Genomic DNA, 25282 nt, shown 5'->3' on the forward strand with positions numbered 1-25282 from the left:
ACAATCACTTTAAGACCTAATTTCTATAGAGAAGACCGTATGATCCGAACCACTCTGCAAAACACAAAAAAACACCCTCCTTCATTCACTGGAAAGTGTTTGTCTGTTCTTCTAATTGCTGTTTTCAAATAAGTTCAGCGTTGTCTACGAACCAAACCAACCGGTAATCATGGCATAGTCCGTCAAAAGGAATACCAGCAGACTGACCACTGCAAATCCGATAGCAAACAAATTCTTCTTCGGTGCTCGAAGCAGACGAACCACTCCGATGAAAATCAGGATCGTAAATAAGATGACAAAAATATCAAACGCATTAAAATTTGAAGTGCTCGCCGCGGCAGCTTCTGCAAACAGCATGGATAGACAGACCTCCTCACCATAGTTGAACAGCTAAACGCATACCCTAATATCTTCCTCTATGTTATCTGTACCCTGCTTGTAATGCAAGCCCTATCATCCAGAAAAATGAAAAAAATCCAGTTTGGCAGTCGATTGTTGGAATGCTTGCTCTACCGCATATGTAAACACTTTCACCGATACCTGAATGAGATTGGCACAACGGCAAAATATCAGAAAACCCTTCTCCTCGGAAGAAGAGGGCATCAGATCATACACCGATGCCGCCTACTTCATGAAAAGAAGGGTTAGATATTCACAAACAACCTGTAAACTGGAGCATTTACTCCGTCAATTGTAACGTCTTGCTTCGTTCTGTATCCCGCTCCAATACTGGCTTCAAGTACTTACCCGTATAGGAAGCTTCCACTTTAATAATATCCTCAGGCGTACCTGTCGCAACAATGGTTCCGCCACCGCTTCCACCTTCCGGCCCCAGATCAACGATATAATCGGCTGTTTTGATAACGTCCAGGTTATGCTCGATAACGAGTACCGATTCACCGGAATCCACCAGACGGTGCAGGACGTTCAGCAGACGATCAATATCATCAACATGAAGACCGGTCGTTGGCTCATCCAGAATATAGATCGTTTTACCCGTACTGCGACGATACAGCTCGGAAGCGAGCTTCACGCGTTGTGCTTCACCGCCAGACAACGTTGTTGCAGGCTGACCCAGGTTAATGTAGCCCAACCCTACGTCGAGCAAGGTTTGCATTTTGCGATGAATTTTCGGAATGTTCTCGAAGAACTGCGTTGCATCCTCTACCGTCATTTCCAGCACATCTGCAATATTTCTATTTTTGTATTTGACTTCAAGTGTTTCGCGATTGTACCGTTTGCCTTTGCAGACCTCACAAGGCACGTAGACATCCGGCAGGAAGTGCATCTCAATTTTGATAATGCCGTCCCCGCGACATGCTTCACAACGCCCACCTTTAATATTGAAACTGAATCGGCCTTTTTTGTATCCACGCACTTTGGCTTCATTGGTCTGTGCAAACAGATCACGGATATCATCAAAGACGCCTGTATACGTTGCCGGGTTGGAACGTGGTGTCCGTCCGATTGGAGACTGGTCAATATCAATGACTTTATCGATATGTTCCAGACCGCGAATCTCTTTGTGCTGACCAGGGCGTACCCGTGCACGGTTCAAATCACGAGCAAGCGTTTTATACAAGATCTCATTAATTAGCGTTGATTTACCCGAGCCGGATACACCCGTTACTGCGGTGAATACACCCACCGGAATTTTTACATTCAGGTTTTTCAGGTTATTTTCCTTCGCTCCGCGCACTTCCAGCCAGCGGTCCCCGACACTACGGCGTTCGGTACGTACCGGTATAAACTTGCGCCCACTTAGATATTGACCCGTTAACGAGTTCTCATCATTCATGATTTCTTCCGGCGTACCCTGCGACATGATGGTACCACCGTGGATACCTGCCCCCGGACCAATGTCGATAATATAATCGGCGGCCATCATCGTATCCTCATCATGTTCAACCACGATCAGTGTGTTACCGATATCCCGCATGTGAGCGAGTGTTGAGATCAGACGATCATTATCCCGTTGATGCAGACCGATACTCGGCTCATCCAGAATATACAGCACACCCATCAGGCTGGAACCAATCTGTGTCGCCAGTCTGATCCGCTGGGCTTCACCACCGGACAACGTTCCTGCAGCACGGCTCAGGGTCAGATAATCCAGTCCTACGTTTACCAGGAAGCCGAGACGGCTGTTGATCTCTTTTAAAATAAGTTTGGCGATTATTGCTTCTTTTTCACTCAATTGCAGCGAGTCGAAGAAACGACCAGCTTCTCCAATGGACAAACTTGTCACATAAGCCATGTTGTGATCGTTAATCGTAACAGCAAGGCTTTCACGTTTTAGTCGCTGTCCTTTACATGTTCCACACGGCTTGGCACTCATATAACCTTCAATGAATTCACGGATACCTTCGGATGCTGTCTCACGGTAACGACGCTCCAGATTATTTACAATACCTTCAAAGGTAACCAATGCTTCTTTCCGTTGTCCAAAATCATTCTCGTACCGGAAACGAATTTTCTCCGTACCTGTACCCTGCAACAGCTTGTTCATTTGTTCAGCAGGCAGATCTTCTACAGGTACGTTTTGCGGAATGTTAAAGTGTTCGCATACCGATTTGAGGAACTGCGGATAATAGGTGGATGTACCACCTGTCCAGGCATCGAACGCGCCCTCTTCAATGGTTTTGCTGCGATCCGGTACCAACAGGTCCGGGTCAACAATCATTTTGACACCTAATCCATCACAATCCGGGCAGGCTCCAAATGGGCTGTTGAACGAAAACATGCGCGGCGCCAGTTCTTCAATACTGAATCCACACACCGGGCAGGCAAAGTTGGAACTGAAACGCAGTTCTTCTTCACCCATAATATCTACCAGCAGTTGTCCACCGGACAGATTAAGTGCAGTCTCAATGGAGTCGGCCAAACGTGATTGCACATCTTCCTTGATCACGATCCGGTCAACGACGACTTCAATCGTATGCTTCTTGTTCTTTTCCAATTGGATATCTTCGGACAGATCCCGTAATTCCCCGTTCACCCGAACACGGACGAAGCCCTGCTTGGACACATCGGCAAATATACTTTTGTGTTCACCCTTGCGTCCCGAGACAATCGGTGCCAGAATCTGCAACCGGGTCCGCTCAGGATATTGCATGATGCGGTCAACCATTTGTTCTACGGTCTGGGAACTAATTTCGACGCCATGATCCGGACAATGAGGATGTCCCACACGGGCAAATAACAGACGCAGGTAGTCATAGATTTCCGTAACGGTTCCCACAGTAGAACGCGGGTTACGACTTGTCGTTTTCTGATCTATGGAGATAGCCGGAGATAATCCTTCAATGGAATCCACGTCTGGTTTCTCCATCTGCCCCAGAAACTGCCGTGCATAAGCCGATAATGATTCAACGTAACGTCGCTGTCCTTCGGCATATATCGTGTCAAAAGCCAGCGAGGACTTGCCTGAGCCGCTCAGACCGGTTAATACAACAAAACGGTCACGCGGGATGGTGATATCAATGTTTTTGAGGTTATGCGCTCGCGCGCCTTTGATGACAATGTTCTCGCTCGCCAATGGGTTTCATCCTTTCAATGTTGAAATTCCAACCTTTTTAAAGGCTTTTCGATCCCTCCCAAACCCTCCCTTCCAAGGGAGGGCCCCAAAGGGCGCAGCCCTCTGGACACCCGAAACAAGCGGTGCAATGGTGAATGGTCGGGTCTTGCTATGTGAAGGTTGTCGTGTGCCCGCAGCTTCGTCCAAGATCCCGGCCGATCGCCGGTCTCTTGGACGGCCGCTCTACCACGAGAGGACGCTCACGACTTCGCCTTGCTCGCGATGGTCGCCATTGCCTTTGGCTCGGCTCCCCTTGAACACCGGGACGCTCACGGCTTCGCCTTGCTCGCGAAGGTCGCCATTGCCTTTGGCTCGGCTCCCCTTGAACACCGGGACGCTCACGGCTTTGTCTCGCTCGCGATGGTCGCCATTGCCTTTGGCTCGGCTCCCCTTGAACACCGGGACGCTCACGGCTTTGCCTCGTTCGCGAAGGTCGCCATTGCCTTTGGCTCGGCTCCCCTTGAACACCGGGATGCTCACGGCTTTGCCTCGCTCGCGATGGTCGCCATTGCCTTCGGCTCGGCTCCCGGGTACACGACTTCCAAATGTTTTCCTATAAACCTTTTAACCAATTTCAACTTTTCTATCAGTATAGACCTGATTTTACGTTTTCAACATATCTAATTATAGGTAGATATCACTGATTTCCTGACTCAACAAGAGAACGGCCACCCGGCCGTTCTCTTGTTGCAGATCTATCCTTGCTGCGACACATTCATTAACTGTGCCTTTATCTTATAGCTCTACAGTCTGCCTTAATAAGCTATTCTGCGCGCAGTTCCAGCAATGCATCACGAAGTTCAGCAGCACGCTCAAACTGCAGGTTTTTGGCTGCGTCTTTCATCTCTACCTCTAGGCGCTGAATAAGCGACTGACGTTCCTTCTTCGACATCTTCTCGGCAGCGCCTGTAAGATAGTCTTTCTTGGATTCAGCAACTTTGGTTGCTTCAATCACATCACGCACTTTTTTGCGAATCGTCTGTGGTGTAATGCCATGTTTTTCGTTATATTCAATCTGGATTGCACGACGGCGTTCTGTTTCCTTCATCGCTTTTTCCATCGAATCCGTCACTTTGTCACCATACAGAATGACTCTGCCTTCACTGTTCCGTGCTGCACGACCAATCGTTTGGATCAGTGAGCGTTCCGAGCGTAAGAAGCCTTCTTTGTCGGCATCCAAAATAGCTACCAAAGAAACTTCGGGAAGATCCAGACCTTCCCGGAGCAAGTTGATTCCGATAAGGACATGGAAAACCCCTAGCCTTAGATCACGCAGGATCGCCATACGCTCCAACGTCTTGATTTCGGAGTGCAAATAACGTACCTTGATTCCGATCTCCTTCAGATAATCTGTTAAATCCTCGGACATCTTCTTCGTTAATGTTGTGATCAGGACTCGCTCATCCTTCGCAATCCGGTCGTTAATCTCACCGATCAGGTCATCGATCTGTCCCTTCGTTGGACGCAGCTCAATAATTGGATCAAGCAGACCGGTTGGACGAATGATCTGTTGTACCATCGTATCCGTATGCTCTATCTCGTAAGGACCCGGTGTCGCAGATACATAGATGATCTGATTCATCTTTTCTTCGAACTCTTCGAATTTAAGCGGGCGGTTATCCAGCGCAGATGGCAGACGGAATCCGTGATCAACCAATACAGTCTTCCGCGCTTGGTCACCATTATACATTGCACGAATCTGTGGCAGCGTCACGTGGGACTCATCGACCACAATCAACATATCATCCGGAAAATAGTCCATCAGTGTATAAGGTGTATCGCCACGTTCACGGAACGTCAGTGGTCCGGAATAGTTCTCAATCCCTGAACAGAACCCGACTTCCTTCATCATCTCGATATCGTAACGTGTACGTTGCTCCAGTCGCTGAGCCTCCAGCAATTTCCCCTGTTCTCTCAGCACTTCAAGACGCTCTTCCAGTTCACGCTCAATGTTCACCAGCGCGACGCGCATCGTCTCTTCTTGGGTTACGAAGTGAGATGCGGGGAAAATGGCGATATGTTCACGTTCGCCAACCAGTTCTCCGGTTAACACGTCAATCTCCGTAATTTTCTCAATCTCATCACCGAACAATTCCACCCGAATCGCGTGTTCACCCTTCGATGCCGGGAAAATTTCGATAACGTCGCCGCGAACACGGAACGTACCACGCACAAAGTTAATATCATTCCGCTGATATTGAATCTCTACAAGACGAGACAAAATCTGATTGCGTGGTTTCTCCATCCCTACCCGCAGGGACAGAAGCATGCTGGAATACGAATGCGGGGAACCCAAACCATAGATACAGGATACACTCGCTACAATAATGACATCCCTGCGTTCAAACAATGAACTCGTAGCCGCATGGCGCAACTTATCGATCTCTTCATTGATACTTGAATCCTTCTCGATATACGTATCCGAGGAAGGAATATAGGCTTCTGGTTGAAAGTAATCGTAGTAACTGACAAAATACTCAACCATGTTATTTGGAAAAAAATCTTTGAACTCACTTGCAAGCTGAGCTGCCAGCGTTTTATTGTGGGCAATAATCAGCGTGGGACGTTGCAGCTTGGCAATCGTCTGTGCAATGGTGAACGTCTTACCCGTACCGGTTGCACCCAGCAGCGTCTGATATCTCTTCCCCTCCTGAACACCCTTCACCAATTCTTCAATGGCTACAGGCTGGTCACCTTGGGGAGAAAACTCTGACTCGATTTCGAACGTTTTGTCGCTCATTATAATATCGCTCATTGCCGTATCTCACCCTATCGTCTAAAATAATAGTCACTATATATTGTCGAAGTTCCCCGAATTTACATATGGGAAAACTTATAGTAATAGGAATATTTGTTCCCGTTTAATTATACCTCGTCTGTGCAAGTGATGCAATCGCGAACTAAAGATAGGAGTGGGTTAATTTATGGATATTGCGACACTTATCGGCATTATTGCCGGGATTGCCGCAGTCATTAGTGGTTTTTTATGGGAAGGTGGCCAATTATCCGGTCTGATGCAAAAGACGGCTGCTCTAATTGTATTTGGTGGAACGATTGCCGCAGTTGTTGCCAGTTTCCCTGCACATCGGCTGCGTACGATTCCTGCTGCCCTCCGTATGGCCTTCGGGCGTAACAACAATGACTCTAGCCAGTGGGTTGAAGAACTTGTAGATATGTCTTCAATCGCTCGCCGATCAGGCGTGCTTGCACTGGAACGAAAAGTGATGGACCATCCGCATCCATTTTTGCAAGATGGTATTCAGATGGTTGTCGATGGCACAGATCAGGATGTTGTTCGCCAGATCATGGAGATGGAGATTGATTCCGTCGAACAAAAATATGAAGACTATGCCAAAATTTTTGAATCAGCAGGCGGTTATGCTCCAACGATGGGTATCATCGGTACCGTGATGGGACTTATTCAGGTACTTGGCAGTCTGACCGATCCTACCGGACTCGGACCAGCGATTGCTGTTGCCTTTACCGCAACCCTTTACGGGGTCGCCAGTGCCAATCTTATCTTTTTACCCATTGCTTCCAAAATCAAATCCCGTGGAGCAGACGAAATTCAGACGATGGAAATGCTGCTCGAAGGCGTACTGTCCATCCAGAACGGGGAAAACCCTCAGCTTGTGCGTAAACGGCTGGAGTCCTTCACACTTACTCACCGCCAGATTACACGTCCTGTAGTGAAGGAGGGATTGGATGAGTCGGCGCAGTAAACGGCGCGGAAAACGTGAACCTGGAGATCATCGAGATCGCTGGATGATTACCTATGCCGATCTCATTACTCTGCTATTGATCTTTTTTGTGATCATGTATGCCATGAGCCATCTGGATTCTGGTAAATACGATGTGGTTACTCAATCGTTGCAAAATACATTTAACCAATCCAACTCCCTGCTTGATCAAGGTGAAGGCATTGGTGGAACAGCTGGACAAGCCATTACCAAAAATCCACCTTCCCAGATTCAGGGCGAAGACCCTGGAGAAGGCGACGGACCCTCTTCCGGTTCCGAGACAGATAAGCCGGATGATGACGATCAGCCACTTACGGAGCGGGAAGAGCAATTCAGATCACAGGAGCAGGAGCTGCAAAATCTGTTCAATATGATTACCCAGTACATTGAGGACAATAAACTGGAAAATCAGATTTTTGTTGCGGACAAGCCGCAAGGCATCTCCATCACACTCAGCGACCGCTTCCTGTTTGATCAGGGAAAAGCCGCACTCAAAAGTGATGCTTCACCCACACTAAGCAAATTGGCAAGCCTGTTCCGTGATCTGAGCACCGTTGTCAGCATTGAAGGGCATACGGATAACGTTCCTATCGGGGCAAACGCTACCTATAAAGACAATTGGGAGCTTTCCGGGGAACGTGCACTGTCTGTATTGCGATTTTTTCTCGACAAAGAAAAGCTTGACCCTGACGGTTTTCAATATGCCGGATACGCGGATACCCGCCCAACTGCGGATAATACCACCGCCGCAGGGCGGCAAAAAAATAGACGTGTGGAAATCACCGTCTTGCGTCAACTCCAGCCCTAATCTCCAACATATCGTATGAAGCATCCTTGCTCTATTATAAAAAGCACGTTCTTACTGAATTCGATTCAGCAGAACGTGCTTTTAGTTTATACTTCTATCTCTTTTTGCTAAACGACAGACCCCTTATTTTACTCATTGTACAGACATGGCACACGATCTGAACACTCTTACGGACTAACCCGTATGGAGCTGGCTGTGGCAGAGGCTATATCAGAAGGGCTATCCAATAAAGAAATTGCCGCAAAACTATTCTTGAGCGAAGGCACGGTCAAAAACTATGTTACCGATATTCTCGGTAAGCTAAGTTTGCGTGATCGGACTCAAATTGCCATTTTCATGTTGAAAAAGTAGCAAAAAGGGTATTTCCCTCGCCTAATATGGCGGAGGAAATACCCTTTCTTCATTACATCTCTACAGATCTTTGCTCCCCCGCCGGGGCGGGTGGCAATGCTAGTGGAGCTTCAACATCAAGCTGATCTTTCCGACGTCGTGCAAACAACTTGAGACTTACGATATGAAACAGAGTTAGGGGACGCAAGCGGAGCGCCCAGGCTTCATGATTGTCCGGGGCCATGAGCACCCCGAGCTGATGATGCTCACCTTCATAGATCGCCCGTTGTATAAACTTGCTCTCACCCTGATGATTGCGTACCTCCAGCTTGCAAAAGGCCGGATTCATACGCAAAGCGCGATGTAATTGCTCAGGCGAATGCACCAATACGCCATTCACCTTGTACAAGGTCTCCCCAGCTTCAATTCCCAGTTCTTCTGCGGGACTATCAGGAATAACACCCAGCACCTTCAGGCCGTGCTCAGGGTGTACAAACAGCGGGCTGCGGTTTTGTTCTTCGAAGCCACTGTACCACACCAGGAACTCATGCCCAATGAAAGCAGCCAAGGCTGCAACAACCATGAGTGGAGACCACCATGCAGCCAGGAGACTGAGCACAAGTAGCCCTGTCCCATATAGCAGCAATCGTTTTGCGGAAATCTGGACTTTTTTTCCGGGGAGCATACTTTGCGTAACTTCTCCGAATCCCAGCATAATCGGCAGCGCAACGAGCATGTAGCCATTCCCTCCGCTGATTAAAGCGGTCCATGGCAATTCGGCCCCGCCCGTAACTGGAACAAGAATCAGCAGCGGAATGGGCCAGAAATGCTGCAACTGGTAGCCTCCAACGAGCTTGCCGCGTTTACCTTCGAAGAGCAAAGGCGATGCCATGGATACCCCTTGCATGCGTACCATCAATGCTTCACCGATATGTAATACAGCTGCGAGCACAAGAAGTGCAGGCATATCCAGCGCACGTAATGCTTCAGTGACAGTTCCCAACCATCCTGCGGGCTGCCAGCCCGAAGCCATATTTAAACCAAACTGCAACACGCCAAGCAAACCTGCAGCATAAGCAAAACATAAGTATCGGATACGGAATAATGCCAGAAATAACGTAGCTGCCCATATACAGATTAGGCTGCCCAATGTAAGATGTGCCCCAAGAAACAGCGACACGATTGAGACCATTGCACCAATCACAATACCTCCAAGTATTGCACGAATGGTCTGTGTGATCGAGCTTTGCAGACGAACGTGGAACAATTTACGTTCCTGCAAGAGCTGACGATGATAAACGAGAGCAATCAAGATTACCGCAATATAATAAAACGGCTGAATAAACAACTGCAACAATGCTTCTCCTAATGTGGTCAACCATGGCCAAGCCCATTCCATTGTGGACGGTCACCCCTCTCCTTCAGCCGGTTCAGAAAAAAAGAAGGCTGAAAATCAGCCTTCTTTATGGCTTCGACACTGCGGACGAAATATCCTTTGAGACATTTTCGATCGCGCGCTTCAGCTGTGCATCATATTGAGGATTGGCAATGCGTTCAATCAGAGCCGCTTCCAGTGATTCCGCGGTTTTCTCATCAATCTGGCCCGTTGCCTGAATGCCTTTTTGTTTCTGGAATGCTTTGACCGCTTCTTCTGTCTTCTGGTCATAGTATCCGTCTACACGATCCGGCTTAAAGTCAAGTCCTCTCAGCATCGTCTGCGCACTTTTCACATCCGTGCTATTGCTGTCGTATTTCAAAGGTAATTTTTCTTTGTTGATTGGTGCCACCGAGAAGTAATCCGGCTGGTTCACCGCGATATCCGGTTTGATCCCTTTTTCATGAATCCAGTCTCCGTTCGGAGTCAGCCATTTCGCGATGGTGATTTTCAGCAGACTGCCATCACCCATCTGCTTGTCATAACTCGTTTGTACGGTTCCTTTACCAAAGGAGTTTTCTCCAACCAGCGTTGCGCCTGCCGACTGTTGCAATGCACCAGCCAAAATTTCCGACGCACTCGCGCTTCCTTTGTTCATCAATACCGTAATGGGGTACGATTTACCTGATCCGTTCGATTTGCTTTGTTCCTTTTTACCGTTCTTGTCTTCGACTTGAACAATAACTTTGCCTTTCGGAACAAATTGCTCTGCAATATCAATAACGACCTGCAAAACACCACCCGGGTCATTACGAACATCAATGATCAGGCCCTTCATGTTCTGCTTCTCCAGCTTCGCCAGTTCTTCCTTAAAACGATCTCCTGTGTTCAGCGAGAATTGGGTGATCGTAATCACACCAACACCGTTATCCTCCATGTGGGCGTACACCGTCTCCAGATCAATGTCATCACGTACAATGACAAAGTCAATCAGTTCGGAAGATCCGGCACGTTTAACCTGTACCTTCGCTTCACTGCCTTTTGGACCTCTGATTTTGTTAACGGCTTTGTTCAGTTCCAAACCTTGCAGAGATTCACCATTCACGGACATGATCATGTCTTTCGCGCGAATACCCGCTTTCTCGGCAGGTGATCCTTTGATCGGTGATACCACTACGACATTCCCGTCCTGTGAGGATACCTCTGCGCCGATTCCGGTAAATGAACCTTCAATCGACTCCTCGAACTGGGCTGCTGTTTCCTGCCCCATATAGTTGGAGTACGGATCACCAAGGGATTCCATCATGCCGTTGATCGCACCATCAATCAGTTTGGTTCGATCCACGTCTTTATAATAGTTGCTTGAGATCAAATCCATCGCGGTTTCAATCTTCTTCAAATCGTTCTTCTGCTGCGAACTGCCAGTAACGCTGGCGAGCAATCCTTCGCCAGGTGTCGTCTGTGCCAAGCCAGGAGAGCTCATCAGCACCAGCGTAAGCAGGCTGCCTCCGAGAAGGGCTACAATGACAAGCAGCAGGGCCGATCTTTTCTTCATCATCCGTTTGTCACCGCCTTTAGTATTGAAGCGTGTCAAATTCAATTGTTCCGTGAATCATTCCCTGAACATGCCAGCTTAGTATATGCCTAGCTTGTACGGAATATGTTTGTTCCATTCCAACTGTTGGCTAAAAACTACAAATAGTTAAATGGATTCACAGCTGTTCCATTATCACGTACTTCAAAATGCAAATGCGGTCCAGTAGAGTTGCCTGTACTACCTGATTCAGCGATAATATCGCCACGGCTTACCGTGTCACCCTTGCTAACCTTAAATCCGCCTTCACGTAAATGACCATATAGCGTCCATAATCCGCCTCCATGGTCAACAATGACGGTGTAACCATATCCGCTATACCATTCAGCCATGATGACGATTCCGCCTGAAGCGGCATGAACGGACGTTCCTTGAGCAACAGCAAAGTCTACACCTGCATGCATTTTACCTACTTCACCCGTGATCGGGTGAATACGAGGTCCAAAACCGGAAGATACACGCGCACCTGATACTGGCATGCCAAAGATGCCGTTACCACTGGAGTATGTGCTGCTACTGCTGTTGGAGCTGACCTTGGTCGGCGCCTTCGCAGCAGCAGCGGCACGTGCAGCAGCAGCTGCTTTTGCTTTGGCGGCCGCCGCCGCTTGCTGCTCACGCAATTTATTTTTCTCTTGCAGAAGGGCCGAACGCTTGCTGGCAATCTGCATCAATACGTCTTCCTGTTCTTGCGTCAGCTCTTCAGACTCTTCAATTTTAGCATCATAGGAAGCGAGAAGCACTTGCTTCTCCTGTTCCTTCTCATTCAATTGGGACTTACGCTGTTTCTTCTGCGCATACAGACTCTTGGCTTCTGCATATTGCACATCGAGTTCTGCTTTTTTGTCCACGACGAGCTGCTTGTCCTTTTTGTGTTCATCCAGCAGATGCTGATCCTGATCCACAATCGTTTTCAGTGAATCGGCACGAGTCAAGAAATCGGAGAAGCTTGTGGAAGTTAACAACACATCGAGATAAGAAACGGCACCGTCTGTATACATCAGCCGTACACGTGATTCAAGTAATTTCTCCCTTGCAACGATACGTTCTTCTGCGGCCTGCAGATCTTTTTTCGTTGTCCGAAGATCCTCTTCCGTATTTTCAATCTGCAAGGATACGTTTGCCAGCTCATCACTAACTACATTGATCTGCTCCATGACGACTTTCAAGTAAGCATTGGTCTTGTTCTTGTAATGTTGAGCTTCCTTTTTGTTGCTGGCAGCCTTTTGCTGCTCCTTTTTGGCCGAAGCCGCCTTGCTCTCCAGTTGCTGAATCTGCTGATCAATGTCGCTAATGCTACTCTTGGCATATCCGTCAGAAGGTTGAAGCGTCAAACTGGCCAATAACGTTAAGGCCAGCAGCGAAGCTGTTTTTTTCAAAATGTGATCCCCCATCCTATGAATTCACAAGAAAGCAACCTGCACAGGTGGTGAACAGCATGTTCTTTTGCTTTCTTTACACTAAAGACTCCGTCTTTACTACATATCGTCAAACAGCGTTCAGTTGTGAACCTGCTTTGCCATTCTTTTTCGATTAAACGTTAAGCGATTTGCGGATGGACAATGTGCTTCCCAAAATACCAACCAGCACACCCAGTCCGATCAACAGTGTTCCAAACAGCAGCCAAATATCACCGAGTGGAATCAGATTAAGCATCTGCATGAATACATCCTGACCGATCGTAGCCATCAGGCGGCTGTAACCGAAGAACAGTACCGCTACCGTAATCGCCGAACCGATCAATCCAATCAATGCCCCTTCGACAAAGAAAGGCCAGCGAATGAACGTGTTGGTTGCTCCAACCAGTTTCATAATACCGATCTCCCGGCGCCGGGCCAGAATCGTTACGCGAATCGTATTCGAGATCAGGAACATGGACATCAGACCCAGTCCCCCAACAAAAATAAATCCGATATTCCGGACAAGCTTCGTAAATTTGAACAACACTTCCACCGTTTCCTTGCCGTAGTTCACTTTCATAATCGGCTTCTCTGGGTGTTTATCGTTCAATGCTTCGATTTTTTGCGCCACAAAAGTGACGGTTTCCGGTTCAATGACCTCTACTTCAATGGTCTCCGGCAGTGGATTGTTATCCACATCGAAACCGCTTAGCACATTGTCTGCACTTTCTCCGAGACGTTCACGGAACTCTTTGAGTCCCTCTTCTTTGGAGACAAAACGAATTTCACTGACTTCAGGCATCGCACTGATTTCCTGCTCGAGCGTGTTACGCAGATTTTCATCCACGTTCAGCTCGAGAAACGTACTGATCTCGACCTGACTGTCCACCTGGTTGGCCATGGAATTCACATTGAGCACCAGCAGCATGAACACGCCCAGAATGAGCAGAGACACGATAATGGACATGATGGAGGCCACGGACATCCAGCCGTTGCGGAATACGTTTTTGAATCCCTCCCGTAAATGGCGCAAGAGAGTACTAAAATTCATAACCGTATTCTCCTCTCATCTGATCCCGTACAATCTGTCCCCGTTCAATCGCAATAACCCGTTTACGCATCGTATTAACGATATCCTTGTTGTGGGTCGCCATAACAATGGTGGTTCCGCGAAAATTAATTTCATCCAACAGCTGCATAATGCCCCATGACGTCTCCGGATCAAGGTTCCCCGTAGGCTCGTCCGCGATAATGACAGACGGATTATTCACGATGGCACGTGCGATGGCAATACGCTGCTGTTCCCCACCCGACAACTGTGAAGGTTCACGGTTCGCCTTACTGCGCAATCCCACCAGATCAAGCACTTCCATCACTCGTTTCTTGATATGGCGCTTCGGTGCTTCAATAACTTCCATGGCAAATGCCACGTTCTCAAATGCCGTCATGCGTGGCAGCAATCGGAAATCCTGGAACACAACACCGATATTCCGGCGTACATAAGGAATCTTGCGTGGCTTTAACTTTCCGATATTAAATCCGTTAATGGATATTTGTCCTTTGGTAGGAACTTCTTCCCTGTACATCAATTTCATAAATGTCGATTTGCCTGCGCCGGACGGACCGACGATATAGACAAATTCATTGCGGTCGATCTTCACCGACACCCCTTGTAATGCGTGGGTACCATTGGCGTAGGTCTTCCACACGTCCTGCATTTCTATCACATCATCACTTCCCGTTGCATAGTTAGCCATTATCATTTCGACACAATCCCGGCATTTCCTTTAAAAAGACCTGAATTTCATCAGGGAAAATCCATTTCGCCCTTTTTTCGATGGTGAAGCATGGATTCATATGAATTTTATTGTAACAAATTTGTTACCTATTGAGTACCCGAAAGTTTTCCATCATTGGATCATATATATGGAAAGTGTTACGAAATGCGGAACAACAGAAGTACAAAGGAGCGTACGGATATGAAAAAAATACATTTGATGGTCATTGTACTGTTCTCCATCCTATTAATCGGTTCCGCGTCCTATGGATTGCTGTATATGTACGTGAACCAACCCGCTCTACCGGCAGGGGTACGTGTTGGGGAGTGGTCGGTTGAGGGCGTGAAGCGCAAGGAAGTTCTACTGGGACTGGATGAACGATTGAAACAAATGGAAGCGTGGCCGATCACCCTGGAGGTTGACGGTTCTACACCCAGAGCAATGACGTTCACCGCCGCCCAGACAGGCGCACGCTACAGTGCTGACGACTTCCGGACAGCTGTGCAGCAGCTGGATGAAGGCAATCTGTGGGAGCGCGCTTATGCCCGATATCATTTCATCAAGGAATGGCCCCTGAAGCTGACGTATAATTCAAAAACACTGAAAGAGCAGCTTACCCCTGCCTGGGAAAAGGAAACCTTCGGTACACCCGCGAACGCCGTTCGCCGCATTACCGCAAGTGACAAGGTCCAGTACATCCCGGAAAAAGGCGTCCGCCGGATCGCCTGGGATGAACTCGCGAGCCTGATGCAGGCTAAGCTGCACCGGGGTTTCGCTCCACTGGACCAAGATGCGAAGCCCAACCCGCTGTTGATTCAGCTGCCGTTGTATACGCTGCAGCCCGAAGTGACTCTCGACTCGCTGCGCCAAGAAGGAATTGACCGGAAGATCATTCAGTTCTCAACTAGCCTCGGAAACAGCAGCGCAGGCCGGATACATAACGTCAGCGCAGCAGCGCAAGCCGTTAACGGTATGATTTTGCCACCAAATGGTACGTTTGATTATGAGAAGGTCATTCGCAAGGCCGAGGAGGACTATGGTTTCCGGGAAGCCCCGGTTATCGTGAATGGGCAGCTGACCCCCGGCATTGGGGGCGGTATCTGCCAGGTATCGAGCACGGTTTACAATGCTGCCCTGTTGACCGGACTGGACATTGTAGAACGCCGCAACCACTCCCTGCCCGTCAAATATTTGCCGAAGGGACTGGATGCTACGTTCGCCTCAGGTTCCATCAATTTTCGGTTCAAAAACAATACCGGCAAGTCTCTGCTCATTTATGCCAAAGTGGAAGGCGGAAGCTTAACCGTCAAATTTTTCGGGACCTTCCCGGAGAACGTCAGTTATGCCCTGGAATCCCGTACAATTGAGACATTAAGTGCTCCCGTCAAATATGTATCGAGTAATGTGCTGCCTGACGGTGCCCAACAGGTGCTCCAAAACGGTCAACCCGGATATATTGTAGAGACGCTGCGTACCAAAAAGGTGGATGGAAAAGTCGTCGAATCCAAGACCATTACTCGTGACACGTACAAAGCCCAGAATCGCCTGATCGCCCGTTCTTCCGGTCATATTAACCTGCCCGACCCTCAGGAACCTTCTGTTGTAGAGGATGGCATAAGTGACACGAAGCAGCCTTAATCTTTTTTTCACATGCGTGCACATGGATAGGATAGGCTCAACTCATCAAACGAATTACAAATAGAAAAAGACACATCTCCTGTTCCCCATTATGGGTCCCTCGAGAGATGTGTCTTTCGTTTGTTTTACAGATACATATTGTGTATTGATTAGACTGAAACCTTTTAATGTCCGCCTGTGTACTCTTTCTGCTCCTCGCTGATAACCATCTTCTCATTACCCATGAAGAAAGAAGCTATCAACGCGAGTGCAGCCGGGATCGCAGCCCAGGCAAAGAGCTGCACGATAGATGAAGACAACGCGTGCGTAATGGCGTCCAGTACCTGAGGCGGAATCGCCTTTCTCAGCTCTGGCGACAGCAACGCATGTGGATCGCTCAGATTCACTCCCTGAGGCACGCCGCCTGCTGCAGGAGCACCAGCTCCACCCGCTTCCGCCGCTGATCCGGCGAGGGCATCATTCATTTTGCGCGTAAATACCTGACTCTGCACGATACCAAAGATCGTAATGCCCATCGTCATCCCAAGTGAACGCAGGAAGTTAAGTGTGGAGCTTGCCGCTCCGCGTCTTTGCGGTTCAAACGCGTTCATGGCTGCATTGCTGAGTACCGAGAACGACGCCCCGACACCGAGACCAATCATCACCATGAATATACGTATCGTCCATAGAGATGAAGTTTCATCCAGCGTTGTCAGCAATCCAAGACCAACCACCAGCAAGGCCAGCGTAGGAATCATAATGTTCCGGTACTTGATTTTGGTCATCAGTACGCCACCCATGGAAGCCGTCACAACGGAACCCAACATCATGGGCAATAACACGAGACCAGAGTTGGTCGCTTTGCCACCGAGTACCCCCTGGATGAAGATTGGAATGTATACGGATGCGGTAATAAACGCCGCACCACTGAACATGCCAATAACGTTACTGGACCAGTACACCCGGTTACGGAACATCCCGAAGGAGATGATGGGTTCCTTGGCTCTCGTTTCTGCAAACAGGAAGAGCAGCGCTAGCACCACGAATCCGGCAAACAAACCAAGGATCTGCCACGAGCCCCAGGCATACGTTTTGCCACCCAGTTCAAGTCCGAAGATGAGACAGACTACCGCACCAATCAGTGTGATTGCACCGAGCCAGTCAATCTGTTGGGATTGATGCTGATGAGATTCTTTGTAGAAAAATGCAATAAACACAAACGCAATCAGACCAAGCGGCAGGTTGATATAAAATACCCATTCCCATGTCGCATACTCCGTAATGTAAGCACCCAGCAGCGGACCAAATACGCTGGATAAACCAAACACGGCTCCGAACAAACCGCCCAATTTGCCGCGTGATTCCGGTGCCACCACATCAAACATGATCGTAAAGGCAATCGGCACCAATGCACCTGCACCAATACCCTGAATAGCTCTGTACATCGTCAACTCAACGATTGATGTTGCCGTTCCACATAACGCAGATCCGAGCATAAATACCAGTATTCCGAAAACAAAAAACTTCTTTCGTCCGTACATGTCGGATAACTTACCGAAGATTGGCATACCCGCCATCTCGGCCACCATGTAAGCGGAAGTCACCCATACGAACTTGTCGAGTCCACCCAGCTTCCCGACAATATCGCCCATAGCTGTTGCCACGATGGTATTGTCCATCGAAGCCATCAGTATGCTCAGCAGTAACCCTGCCAGCACCAATCCAATATTATTTCTACGTGTAGCCATTCTACTCAATCTCTCCCATTCACATCCGATTCATATGACTGAATTAGTATATCCGAAAAGTTACGGCGGATAATCAGTCCAAGGACCGATTGCTTTGCACCAAAACTTCCGATTGTGGATGAATTTGCAGAGAAGAGCGGTATTCTACTGTACCAATCCGGCAGCCTGGGCCAATTTTTATTTTATCCCCTCGTACAACCTCGGCCTCCGTGTTCTCAAGTTCAATTTCGTCGCCTTCGATCATGTTCACTTTGAGAATCGATTTGTTACCAGTGAACAAACCCTCCAGCAGTTTCCCCCGCGAACTCTTCACTGAAATGATGGAACCGCCCATTTCCTTCACCTCAGATGGCCCCATAATTTTGAGTGTCATATGTTCGGCACTGAGCATACCCGTTATCGTAAAACGGCCATTCAGCTTCATATTCTCCACCTGACAATCGCCTGACACATGAAGCTCGCCTACTATTTTCATATGTTCAGCTTTGGCATACAGGTTAGAGGAAAAATCGCCCTCCTGATCTTCGTCGCCGGCAGCAGCCCGCTCTTTCAGGGTAAGGGTTCCTGTAATTTTGATATCGGTTGATTCCAGAGATCCGTATACGACCGATGTGCCAGTGCATTTGAATTGATCACAGATCAGATTATCGTTAAATGAGGAATCCCCCACGACCTTGACCTTGCCGTACACACCGCCAGAAGAACTGCCGTCGCCGATGATGCTAATATCGTGTTTTTTAGCCAATGAACCAGCAATATGGTTATTCAAATCGATCACATCCCTTTCTCTCCAGGTCAAAACAAATTAAAACTTAAATCCGCTGACTGCTGCCCACCTTGGCGTCTGGATCAACCTCTAGTTCACCCGAATATTCGACCAACCTGATGTTACAGCCACGACCGATATGAACCTTGCTGCCACGAACAATATCAGCCTCGGTATCTTCCAGCACGATTTCATCCCCCTCAATTAAGGATGACTTAAATGAAGGTGTGCCCCCCAGGCCAATACTTTTCCAAAAACCAGTCTGTTCCTTACGACGAATATCGATGCGTTCCCCGCCAATTTCTTTGGCCGAAGAGGATGTATGCAGCCTGATCTCTACCGTTCCCGCATTCAGAAAGCCACTAATTTTAATATTGCCCTGTACATTCAAAGACTCACATTGTACGTCGCCTTCGATATCAATCACGCCACCAATATCGATCCGTTCCCCATCTACCCGACCGCGTACAGTACACTTCCCGTTGACTTCAAGCTCAGGGCTTCGGAGGTCTCCGTTAATGGTTGTTAAGCCATCCACACGAACACGAGAGCTCATCAAGGGACCGTTCAGCGTGCACATACCGTTGATTGTTGCACTCTCTGAGCTCAAAGCTCCGTGCATCTTCATTGTTCCATTCACATTCAGGGAGGTACAGTCCAGGTTACCGTTTACTTTAGCCATGCCATCGATAGATACCCGGTGAAAATTCCCGCCTGCCGTTTGGCTCATGCCCGCTACGTTCAGATCATTGCGCAAATTACGTTCCTCCATATATGATCCTCTCCTTATCCCAATTTGAGTTTTAATTCTTCCATGAACGTCCCCATTGGCTGCCTGAGAACGACCTTCACTCCATTGTCAAAATAAAGCTCTGTTCCTGCCGTTACCAGCAAGAATGAAGGGACACCCATCTTGCGAATAAGCACCAGCTCGCTTGGTTTGCCTGTGAAACGATAATAATGCTCGGACATGACATCGATCAGCAGCGTACCCTCCTGCCGGGTAATATCTCCGCTCATTAGCAGCTTATCGAGTACATAGAGCATCATAATCTGCTCCAAAGCATACAGCGGCCGCTCCCGACCCGCTTCTTTCAACAGCTCAAGTGAAATGTTCGAAACAATGTTTCGCTCTAACAGCTCCTGAGCGGACATTTCCACTTCACCCAACGTTGGTGAAAATACGTCTGCCAGTTCATCCAGTGACAAGCCGTCTTTCATATTGAGTATCTTGTCAATCCGCAGTAAAATCTGTTGTTTTGGAAAAAAAGTTTCTTGTCCCGTATAGGACGACTTCCGAATAAACCATTCCTCCGGAATGAGATTCTTCCGTTTCCAGCGGTACAACTGGCCGTAGGAGATACCCGTCAGGTCCAGCAATTCTTTTTTGGAGATCAAATCATCCGTCATATATGGTCCCCCTTTGTGTTGAAAACAGTGTAACATAACATTGTTACGCTGTAAAGAACGTGAATAACTAGTGGAGAATTTCTTATTATTGCAATGAAAAGGCTTTGCGTATAACCTGTTTATTATAGATACTATGGAACCATTATGGATTCAGATCCCATCCTATTGAATCGGGTCTGGACACATCGTTAATGGACTTATGAAAGGGGTTTCTCCTATACATGGCACTTATTAAATGCGACTTTTACTCTGACACGCTTGGTCTGAGCACCAGCATGCATGTCATTCTTCCACAACAGACCCACAATCAGATTGGCATGGAGAACGTATCCGGCCAGGGGTTACATCCCACGCTGTATCTGCTGCACGGGCTATCAGATGATGACTCCATCTGGCTGCGCCGAACATCCATTGAACGATATGTTGCGGACCTCGGTATTGCCGTTGTGATGCCTCAGGTACATCGCAGCTTCTATACGGATATGGCGGAAGGTGGACGCTACTGGACATTCATCAGTGAAGAGCTGCCTGCACTTGCACGTTCCTTCTTCCCGCTTTCACACAAACGTGAGGACAACTTTGTTGCCGGCTTGTCCATGGGTGGCTATGGAGCATTCAAGCTGGCACTTCACAAACCGGAGCAGTACGCCGCCGCGGCAAGTTTGTCCGGAGCGCTCGACATGGTAGCACATATGGACAACCGAATTGTTAAGGCATTAAGTGATGCTGAATTCAAGCGGATTTTCGGAGCAGAAATTAAAGGCTCGGAGAATGACTTGCTGCATCTACTTGAAGAAAGCAAAGCAATTCAGGGCCCAAAACCTTTGCTCTACCAATGCTGTGGAACAGAAGATTTCCTGTATGAAGAGAATCAATCGTTCCGTCAAGCTTGTGCACAGACCGATTTCCAGCTGACGTACGAGGAAGAACCCGGTGGACATGACTGGGGATATTGGGACGAGAAGATCCAGAATGTGCTGAAATGGTTGCCTTTGCGTGAACGTAAGTAGTCGAGAAATTTAAATGAAGCCACTGCATTTTAGTTAGATATGTACAGAAATAACTATATAAGTTCAACTAATGAATATTTACACTGGCACTCCAATGACAGATTAATCTTCCGATCGCTGTTATCCAGTAAATGTTGAGTTGAACATATCTAAATCGTTGTAATACACAAAAAGCAGGCCCTTGAGAAGAAATTCTCGGCCTGCTTTTGCGTTGTATATCTTTATTTCATTATAGTAAATGCTTTATTATCCTCGATTGGTGATCCATTGCTCCGTAATTTCCAGCACCTTTTCACTACGTCCAATCGCCTCAGCCACCTGATTGGAAGCTGTTCCGCCGTAAACATTACGAGCATTTACAACCGCTTCTGGTTGCAGCACATCGTAAATACGCTCATCGAACAACGGAGAGAACTGACGGAATTCATCGATGGTCAGATCCAGCAAATACTTGCCGTTCTGGATACAATACAATACCGTCTTACCGATAACTTCATGCGCTTGGCGGAATGGCAAACCTTCGCCCACGAGGAAGTCCGCAATATCTGTAGCGTTGGAGAAATCCTGATTGACTGCTTGACGCATCCGACCCTTGTTGACCGTCATCGTTGCAATCATCGGAGCGAACAATTGAAGTGCACCTTCCAGCGTCGCTACCGTGTCAAACATGCCTTCCTTGTCTTCCTGCATGTCTTTGTTGTAAGCGAGCGGAAGAGATTTCAGCACTGTCAGCAAACCGATCAGGTTGCCGTACACACGTCCTGTTTTACCACGAACGAGTTCCGGAACGTCTGGATTTTTCTTCTGTGGCATAATGCTGCTGCCCGTGCAGAATGCATCATCCAATTCAACAAATCCAAACTCCGTGCTGCTCCAAAGTACCAACTCTTCGCTCAGACGGGACAAGTGAGTCATGATCAGTGAAGCGGCTGCCAGGAACTCTACGATAAAGTCACGGTCGCTGACCGCGTCCAGACTGTTCTCATATACACCATCGAAGCCCAGTTGTTCCGCCACAAAATGACGGTCAATTGGGAACGTTGTGCCTGCAAGCGCACCTGCACCCAGTGGCAAAACGTTAATGCGTTTGTAGCTGTCCATAAGACGCTCTGCATCCCGTTGGAACATCGATACATACGCCATCAGGTGATGAGCGAACAGAATCGGTTGTGCACGTTGAAGATGCGTATATCCCGGTACAATCGTATCAAGATTATCTTTGGCTTGTCCGATCAGCGCTTCCTGCAACGAGTGCAGCATGCCAACAAATCCAACTACGCGCTCACGCAAGTACAAGTGCATATCGGTTGCCACTTGGTCATTCCGGCTGCGTCCTGTATGTAATTTGCCGCCTACAGGGCCGATGGTGTCGATCAGGTTTTTCTCAATGTTCATGTGGATGTCTTCATCCGATACGGAGAATTCCACTTCGCCTGCACGGATTTTATGCAGAACAGTGATCAAACCTTCCTTAATCGTCTCTACATCCTCCGCTGGCAGAATGCCGCATTTGCCGAGCATCGTTACATGAGCCAGACTTCCTTGAATATCTTCCTCGGCTAACGCTTTGTCAAAGTTGATTGACGCTGTATATTCCTCAACCAGGTGATTGGTTTGTTTGGTAAAACGTCCTCCCCACAGCTTGCTCATAGTGAGTACTCCCCTTTCGTTCATGGACAAAGCCGCTCCTGCCAGATGTGCAAGAACGGCCCGCCTTGTCAGTTATTATCGTAATGCTTTATATGCATGATGAAATTAGTTTTTGTTTTGTTCCACACCGGAATTTACTTTCAAACGCAATGCGTTCAGGCGGATAAAGCCCGTTGCATCCCCTTGATCGTATGCTTGTGTTGGATCAGCTTCCATTGTGGCAATGTCCGGGTTGTACAGGCTGACAGGGCTTTTCACACCTGCGCCGATGATGTTGCCTTTATACAGTTTCACACGAACGGTACCTGTTACATTTTTCTGACTTTCGGTCACCAGGGCTTGCAGCGCCAGACGTTCCGGTGCGAACCAGAAGCCGTTGTATACGAGTGTGCTGTAACGTGTGATCAGGCTATCACGCAGGTTCATGACTTCACGGTCCATCGTGATGGATTCCATTTTGCGGTGTGCCGTGAACAGAATCGTTCCACCTGGTGTCTCGTATACACCACGGCTCTTCATGCCGACGAAGCGGTTCTCTACCATGTCCACACGGCCGATACCATGTTTGCCACCAAGTTCGTTCAGTTGCTCCATCACTTGTAGTGGGCTCAAGCGCTCACCATTCAGTGCAACACAGTCGCCTTGTTCGAATTCAAGTTCAACATATTCCGCTTGATCCGGTGCATCTTCAGGTGCACTGCTGAGCAGGAACATGTCTTTGTTCTCGTCCGCACTTGGATCGAACCAAGGATCTTCCAGCACGCCGCTCTCATAGCTGATATGCAGCAGGTTACGGTCTGTGGAGTACGGTTTAGCCGCCGATGCGGTTACCGGAATGCCGTGTTTTTCAGCGTAAGCGATCATTTCGGCACGTCCCGGGAACTGGTTGCGGAACTCTTCCAGACGCCAAGGCGCGATGACTTGAATGTCTGGTGTCAGCGCAGCTGCGTTCAGCTCAAAGCGAACCTGGTCATTCCCTTTACCCGTAGCGCCGTGAGCAATCGCTGTAGCGCCTTCTGCACGAGCAATATCCACCATACGTTTAGCGATCAGTGGACGTGCGATACTTGTGCCAAGCAGATATTGTCCTTCATAAAGGGCACCAGCCTGGAACATTGGATAGATGAAATCTTTGACGAACTCGTCGCGCAGATCGTCGATGTACACTTTGGAAGCGCCTGTAGCGAGAGCTTTCTCCTCAAGGCCGTCCAGTTCATCCTTTTGTCCGATATCCGCCGTAAATGCGATAATCTCCGCATCATATGTTTCTTTCAACCATTTCAAAATTACAGATGTGTCCAACCCGCCAGAATAAGCGAGTACAATTTTTTCCTTAGCCATGTTCGATGGTCCTCCCCAAGTTCAGTTGCTTAATCTATCATCGCGAAATCTGTGCCTAAAATCAACCCATTCAGGCAAACAGCATCTATTCACTCATTAACGCAGCCATCAATGCTTTCTGCGCATGCAGTCGGTTCTCCGCCTGATCAAAGATCAGGGAGTTTGGACCGTCAATCACTCCAGCACTCACTTCTTCTCCACGGTGAGCTGGCAGGCAATGCAGGAACATATAATCCGGCTTCGCGCCTTTCATCAGTTCCTCATCCACCTGATACGCAGCAAATGCTTGTTCACGAATCTTCTGTTCTTCTTCAAAACCCATGCTCGCCCATACATCCGTATACACGATATCTGCATCTTTCACAGCTTCCTGTGCACTGTACGTTACAGTCACCTGTGAGCCGCTCTCCTGTGCAATGCTGCGCGCCTGCTCTACGACTGCGCTATCAGGCTCATAGCCTTCCGGAGTCGCTATTGCAACATGCATACCCATCTTCGCTGCACCAAGCATAAGGGAATGAGCCATGTTATTGCCGTCTCCGACATAAGCCATTTTCAGCCCTTCCAGCTTTCCTTTGTGCTCCAGCACAGTTTGGAAATCTGCGAGTACTTGGCATGGATGTGCTGCATCGCTCAGGCCGTTAATAACCGGAATATCCGCATGTTGTGCCAGTTCAGTCACATTATGGTGTCCAAAGGTACGAATCATGATGCCGTCCAGGTAACGGGACAGAACTTTGGCTGTATCATGTGTCGTTTCCCCACGACCAAGTTGGATATCGTTTTTGCTCAGGAAGAGCGCGTGTCCGCCCAGTTGGAACATGCCGACTTCAAAGGATACACGCGTACGCGTAGAAGATTTTTCAAAAATGAGTCCGATCGTTTTGCCTTGCAGTGGCTGATACGGCACACCGTTTTTTTGTTTGCCTTTAATCTCAATCGCAAGATCCAGCAAATAACGGATTTCCTCCGCTGTATAATCTGTAAATTCAATAAAATCACGGCCTCTAAGATTGACCTTCTGTACCTTTTCCGTCTGTTGCGCTTGTGTCATGTTAGTGTTGTCCTCCTTATTTCCGGTTCCCTGCACCCGCATGGGCAGAAGAGTATAGAAGGTTGAGATCTTGCCATCCGGCTGCTC

General features: G+C 48.2%; 20 protein-coding genes and 1 pseudogene. 6 read left to right on the forward strand and 15 right to left on the reverse strand.

Annotated elements, in window-relative coordinates; genetic code table 11:
• Positions 1–144: 144 nt before the first annotated feature.
• Together BMW94_RS23285 and uvrA are read right to left on the reverse strand one after the other, a co-directional pair.
• A complete protein-coding gene (locus tag BMW94_RS23285; protein WP_076287653.1) occupies positions 145–357 on the reverse strand; it encodes a hypothetical protein in 213 nt (70 codons plus the stop codon).
• 322 nt (positions 358–679) lie between these two features.
• On the reverse strand, positions 680–3538 hold the full coding sequence (gene uvrA / locus BMW94_RS23290; protein WP_091001243.1) for an excinuclease ABC subunit UvrA: 2859 nt from the start codon (positions 3536–3538) through the stop codon (positions 680–682).
• Between the two features lie 252 nt (positions 3539–3790).
• On the opposite strand from uvrA, the gene BMW94_RS23295 reads away from it, so the two are divergent.
• Positions 3791–4201, forward strand: coding sequence for a hypothetical protein (locus tag BMW94_RS23295; protein ID WP_175480828.1), 411 nt, complete (start codon positions 3791–3793; stop codon positions 4199–4201).
• A 139-nt stretch (positions 4202–4340) separates the two neighbouring features.
• On the opposite strand, the gene uvrB is transcribed toward BMW94_RS23295, so the two are convergent.
• The gene (uvrB, locus tag BMW94_RS23300; RefSeq protein WP_091001245.1) at positions 4341–6332 is read right to left on the reverse strand and encodes an excinuclease ABC subunit UvrB; all 1992 of its coding nucleotides are present in this window, start codon (positions 6330–6332) and stop codon (positions 4341–4343) included.
• A gap of 169 nt (positions 6333–6501) precedes the next feature.
• On the opposite strand from uvrB, the gene BMW94_RS23305 reads away from it, so the two are divergent.
• The 3 genes and pseudogenes from BMW94_RS23305 to BMW94_RS23315 all read left to right on the forward strand — a co-directional run.
• Positions 6502–7299, forward strand: a complete 798-nt coding sequence (locus BMW94_RS23305; protein ID WP_091001246.1) for a flagellar motor protein — start codon at positions 6502–6504, stop codon at positions 7297–7299.
• Positions 7283–8125, forward strand: a complete 843-nt coding sequence (locus tag BMW94_RS23310; RefSeq protein ID WP_091001247.1) for a flagellar motor protein MotB — start codon at positions 7283–7285, stop codon at positions 8123–8125. The genes BMW94_RS23305 and BMW94_RS23310 overlap by 17 nt, the downstream gene beginning before the upstream one ends.
• Positions 8126–8293: 168 nt before the next feature.
• A pseudogene (locus BMW94_RS23315) lies at positions 8294–8476 on the forward strand (response regulator transcription factor); the annotation flags it as partial.
• 52 nt (positions 8477–8528) lie between these two features.
• Here the strand turns inward: BMW94_RS23315 and BMW94_RS23320 are convergent.
• From BMW94_RS23320 to ftsE, 5 genes are all read right to left on the reverse strand, one after another.
• A complete protein-coding gene (locus tag BMW94_RS23320; protein WP_091001249.1) occupies positions 8529–9854 on the reverse strand; it encodes a PDZ domain-containing protein in 1326 nt (441 codons plus the stop codon).
• 64 nt (positions 9855–9918) lie between these two features.
• Complete coding sequence (locus BMW94_RS23325; RefSeq protein WP_064641954.1) at positions 9919–11388, reverse strand: S41 family peptidase; 1470 nt, start codon at positions 11386–11388, stop codon at positions 9919–9921.
• Positions 11389–11522: 134 nt separating this feature from the next.
• Positions 11523–12800 carry a murein hydrolase activator EnvC family protein gene (locus BMW94_RS23330; RefSeq protein ID WP_091001250.1) on the reverse strand — a complete coding sequence of 426 codons (1278 nt, stop codon included), beginning with the start codon at positions 12798–12800 and terminating at the stop codon, positions 11523–11525.
• Positions 12801–12954: 154 nt separating this feature from the next.
• The gene (gene ftsX, locus BMW94_RS23335; protein WP_063567509.1) at positions 12955–13872 is read right to left on the reverse strand and encodes a permease-like cell division protein FtsX; all 918 of its coding nucleotides are present in this window, start codon (positions 13870–13872) and stop codon (positions 12955–12957) included.
• Positions 13862–14548, reverse strand: a complete 687-nt coding sequence (gene ftsE, locus BMW94_RS23340) for a cell division ATP-binding protein FtsE (RefSeq protein ID WP_024631580.1) — start codon at positions 14546–14548, stop codon at positions 13862–13864. Before ftsE ends, ftsX begins: the two co-directional genes overlap by 11 nt.
• Positions 14549–14800: 252 nt before the next feature.
• Here ftsE and BMW94_RS23345 point away from each other — a divergent pair, with 252 nt between their 5' ends.
• On the forward strand, positions 14801–16237 hold the full coding sequence (locus BMW94_RS23345; RefSeq protein WP_091001251.1) for a VanW family protein: 1437 nt from the start codon (positions 14801–14803) through the stop codon (positions 16235–16237).
• A 164-nt stretch (positions 16238–16401) separates the two neighbouring features.
• Here BMW94_RS23345 and BMW94_RS23350 read toward each other — a convergent pair whose 3' ends face one another.
• The 4 genes from BMW94_RS23350 to BMW94_RS23365 all read right to left on the reverse strand — a co-directional run bounded on the left by BMW94_RS23350 (position 16402) and on the right by BMW94_RS23365 (position 20140).
• A complete protein-coding gene (locus BMW94_RS23350) occupies positions 16402–17964 on the reverse strand; it encodes an MDR family MFS transporter (protein ID WP_091001252.1) in 1563 nt (520 codons plus the stop codon).
• 73 nt (positions 17965–18037) lie between these two features.
• A complete protein-coding gene (locus BMW94_RS23355; protein WP_091001253.1) occupies positions 18038–18742 on the reverse strand; it encodes a hypothetical protein in 705 nt (234 codons plus the stop codon).
• Between the two features lie 34 nt (positions 18743–18776).
• Positions 18777–19502, reverse strand: coding sequence for a polymer-forming cytoskeletal protein (locus BMW94_RS23360; protein WP_091001254.1), 726 nt, complete (start codon positions 19500–19502; stop codon positions 18777–18779).
• A gap of 14 nt (positions 19503–19516) precedes the next feature.
• Positions 19517–20140: a YhbD family protein gene (locus tag BMW94_RS23365; protein ID WP_091001255.1), complete on the reverse strand. Its 624-nt coding sequence runs from the start codon at positions 20138–20140 to the stop codon at positions 19517–19519.
• Positions 20141–20361: 221 nt separating this feature from the next.
• On the opposite strand from BMW94_RS23365, the gene BMW94_RS23370 reads away from it, so the two are divergent.
• Positions 20362–21150 (forward strand): alpha/beta hydrolase, encoded by a 789-nt coding sequence (locus BMW94_RS23370; protein ID WP_091001256.1) that lies wholly within the window; start codon positions 20362–20364, stop codon positions 21148–21150.
• A gap of 246 nt (positions 21151–21396) precedes the next feature.
• On the opposite strand, the gene argH is transcribed toward BMW94_RS23370, so the two are convergent.
• The 3 genes from argH to argF all read right to left on the reverse strand — a co-directional run bounded on the left by argH (position 21397) and on the right by argF (position 25195).
• Positions 21397–22800, reverse strand: coding sequence for an argininosuccinate lyase (gene argH / locus BMW94_RS23375; protein WP_053779582.1), 1404 nt, complete (start codon positions 22798–22800; stop codon positions 21397–21399).
• A gap of 105 nt (positions 22801–22905) precedes the next feature.
• Entirely contained in the window at positions 22906–24141 is a 1236-nt protein-coding gene (locus tag BMW94_RS23380) for an argininosuccinate synthase (RefSeq protein WP_091001257.1), read from the reverse strand.
• A gap of 85 nt (positions 24142–24226) precedes the next feature.
• The gene (argF, locus tag BMW94_RS23385; protein WP_091001258.1) at positions 24227–25195 is read right to left on the reverse strand and encodes an ornithine carbamoyltransferase; all 969 of its coding nucleotides are present in this window, start codon (positions 25193–25195) and stop codon (positions 24227–24229) included.
• Positions 25196–25282 lie beyond the last annotated feature (87 nt).

The sequence above is a fragment of the Paenibacillus sp. OK003 genome, assembly GCF_900109515.1.
GTDB lineage: Bacteria > Bacillota > Bacilli > Paenibacillales > Paenibacillaceae > Paenibacillus > Paenibacillus marchantiae.